Raw genomic sequence first — 2990 nt, 5'->3', positions numbered from 1 at the left:
TCATAATAACAATGTCTTTATATTCAATATTGAGCATAAAGACTCGGTTTTAATAGTCAGCCTTATAATTTATGGACCCTGTAAATAAGTCTGTATTTTTGCCTGTCTTAACGTAGTCTAATGTACAAAAAAATAGGTAAATTAACTGGCTTTTTAAATAAACTTATCATTGAAACAGAACTAAATGCAGAAATGACCGAGCACTGGGCATAGAGATGTAAAATTCGGATCTTCGCCACAATCATGTTTAGTCATTTCATCTCCTTAAATTATTTTTGAACAAAAACTTATCATTATTATTAGAAAAATATTACGTATTGTCATATCGTTTATAACGATCAGTTGGGATATTATTGATCGTTATAAGCGATCAATCTGTTTAGCCGAAAGTATGTACGTTGTTAATATATAAGGTACGAAGAGGATTTTGTTTTTCCCACGAGAGTTGTGCTAATTCAGATAAAGTGTTCTTAGCTAGTTCTTGTTCAACATTAATACCATTTCCATCAGTTTGATTTTTCCAACAATCAGTAACTAACTTCATAATAACGTTATAATTTGCATATTGTTCTGAATCGAAATACAACATGGCAGGAAAATAAAAGCCATATTGCTCATCAAAAGCCATTACCCAAACAATGCTAAGAATATGGTTAGAAAGTAATGTTAAATCAGACAAGTTCAACATATCCATATACGCATCTACTCCGTGTTTCCTTTGATAGGCATCATTATGATAGGCAAAATTCATTCTGACTGGATATAGCTTCCCATAACGTGTAAGTAACGATTTATCATGGGTTTTTAGTTTATTTAGTATTAGATCATAATACTTATACATTTTTTATTCCTCTATATGAATTGGAGTTATATCAATAAGCTTGTTTTTTGTTTATTTGTCTAAACGTACTCTCAAAGACTCATTGTTATTTTCCAAAATTAAGTAAATTGCTTTTGTGTTATTAAATAGAGGAGGGTATTAAAAATTTACTTACACCAAGTATTCTAGGCTTTCCTCGATGGCTAGGTGGAAGAACTTCGCTTAAAAAGAGACAATTTTAAAAGAAGCTAAAGCAGGTATTCCTGTTAAAGAACTGTGCCGTAAATAGGGTATGGGCAATTCAACTTTCTATAAATGGCGAGAAAAATACGGCGGAATGGAAACGTCGGATATCAAACGCTTAAAGGAGCTGGAGGCTGAAAACCGCAAGCTTAAGCAGATGTTTGCCGAACTGAGCTTAAAATCCCAGCTTCAGGAAGAAATTATAAAAAAGCTTTAGTGCCAACTGGGGCACGTAAAACGTGGGCACAGCAACTACAACAAAATCATTCGGTTACTATTGCTATGAGTTGTGCCATTGTTGGCTTAAGCCGTTGTGCTTACTATTATCAAGCTAAGTTACAGGATGATTCGGTGATTGTTTCGGTGTTGAATGCTATTACAGACCGGCATTTACGTTGGGGTATTTACAAGCACACCCAAAAACAGAATCAAGTTCCTTAACAAATCTTTACAAAATTTTTAGTAAAAAATGTCGCCAAATTTTTTTTAAACATTATAATTTTAAAAATTAGAATTAATTTAGCTATATTTTATAGGTTATAAATCATCAAAAAAGCAAAATAAAACAACATATTACTTTACAAGAAGGATGTTATGCAGTATACTTATCGACACCAGACACCAGACACCAGACACCAGACACCAGACACCAGACATGGCAAACCTATGTCTTAAATTTATCAAATAACTACGTTAGACGAGTTTTTACACTTGCCTCATTTTTATCATCGAAATTATCCATAGAATTATTTACAAAAATCCCGTTGGTATTAGGACCATTGTTGTTATTGTCGTATTCGCCCAATTCGCAGGCATTAACGGTGCATACTAGTAATGTTATACAAGGTAGTGCACCATATTTAACATTTGATGGTGGTAAAACTAAAGTGATCACAACCGAGGATTTATTGAATATCACTCTATCGGATGGAACAATAGTTACTCCATCAACCAATACATCAAGCGTAACAAATCCAATAACTTTACCTAAAGGAAGTACTTTAAGCGATATTCACATGTTGATTCCCTCATCAGTTGATTCAGTCAGTTTAAATGATATAGTGAACACTTATCATTATTGGGGCGATGATGATGGTGATGGTCAGGGAGTAAATGGCGTAACCGCAAAAGGAAATCTATCTGCTTATTTTTTCGATAAAAATGGTAATGCTGTTAGTCGTAATGATATTTTAGATATTTGTAAAGCACCTTATAAGGTGATGTTAAGTAGTACAGCGGGATTTTTAAAAACACAGTACGGTGTACCAGATACAAATTATTTCCACCGTCAATCGGTGGAGTACTACATCAGCCCAAATTTACCTCCTAAAATCTGTTATGTAAGACCCAATCTAACCTATGGTACAGGTGATTACGCTGGTCCACCTAATATTTGGAATCCAACTAAAGGATTTCTAGTTCAATCAACTAATCCAACATTTTACGAATTAAATTTTCCGACAACAGGTGCAGATGGCTTGTACTTTGATTTAGACATAGGAGGAGGTCGCCAGTTGACTTGGGCTTCTGTTACGCATGGGGGAATAACAGCTACTGTAACAAGGACATTACCAAATGCAAGCGATGATTGGATATCCAATCATTCAGTAGAGGTAATACGCGTTACGCTAACGGGTCCTAGGGCAAGTGATAACCAAAAAAGCTCAGATTCCCCAAGTCCACTTAGCAAGCCAACCTTGCCTCAAACATTTGAGTTAGTGGGGAGAGATAGTCAAGGTAGTGTGGTCGTTAAGTATGGGTTTGAGTTGAAGCAGTGGTTCGTTAATCGTGGATCTCGATCTAATGACGCTTCTAATCAAGCCTCTTGGTGTAGTCATTTAGGTTATCGTTTTCCACAGGTAAGGGATTTAACTAATGCGGTTTGTTCGGGTAAGTGGTCAGGTCACTGGTGTCAAGGTTCTGTCGG

Annotated in this window: 4 protein-coding genes; 3 read left to right on the top strand and 1 reads right to left on the bottom strand. The window is 35.3% G+C overall.

Features of this window, described 5'->3' with window-relative positions:
- Window positions 1-379 precede the first annotated feature (379 nt).
- The gene (locus tag A9G40_RS05650; protein WP_065582260.1) at window positions 380-841 is read right to left on the bottom strand and encodes a hypothetical protein; all 462 of its coding nucleotides are present in this window, start codon (window positions 839-841) and stop codon (window positions 380-382) included.
- Between the two features lie 271 nt (window positions 842-1112).
- Between A9G40_RS05650 and A9G40_RS05645 the strand changes: the two genes are divergently transcribed.
- The 3 genes from A9G40_RS05645 to A9G40_RS05635 form a co-directional block, all read left to right on the top strand.
- Complete coding sequence (locus A9G40_RS05645; protein WP_081297217.1) at window positions 1113-1280, top strand: transposase; 168 nt, start codon at window positions 1113-1115, stop codon at window positions 1278-1280.
- Entirely contained in the window at window positions 1280-1504 is a 225-nt protein-coding gene (locus A9G40_RS05640) for a hypothetical protein (protein ID WP_065582259.1), read from the top strand. Before A9G40_RS05645 ends, A9G40_RS05640 begins: the two co-directional genes overlap by 1 nt.
- Window positions 1505-1827: 323 nt before the next feature.
- Window positions 1828-2990: hypothetical protein (locus A9G40_RS05635; RefSeq protein WP_141675203.1), on the top strand; the 1163-nt coding region annotated here is incomplete at its 3' end.

Source organism: Gilliamella sp. Nev3-1 (assembly GCF_001690435.1).
Lineage (GTDB): Bacteria > Pseudomonadota > Gammaproteobacteria > Enterobacterales > Orbaceae > Gilliamella > Gilliamella apicola_C.
This window is presented reverse-complemented; position numbering and strand designations above follow the sequence as displayed.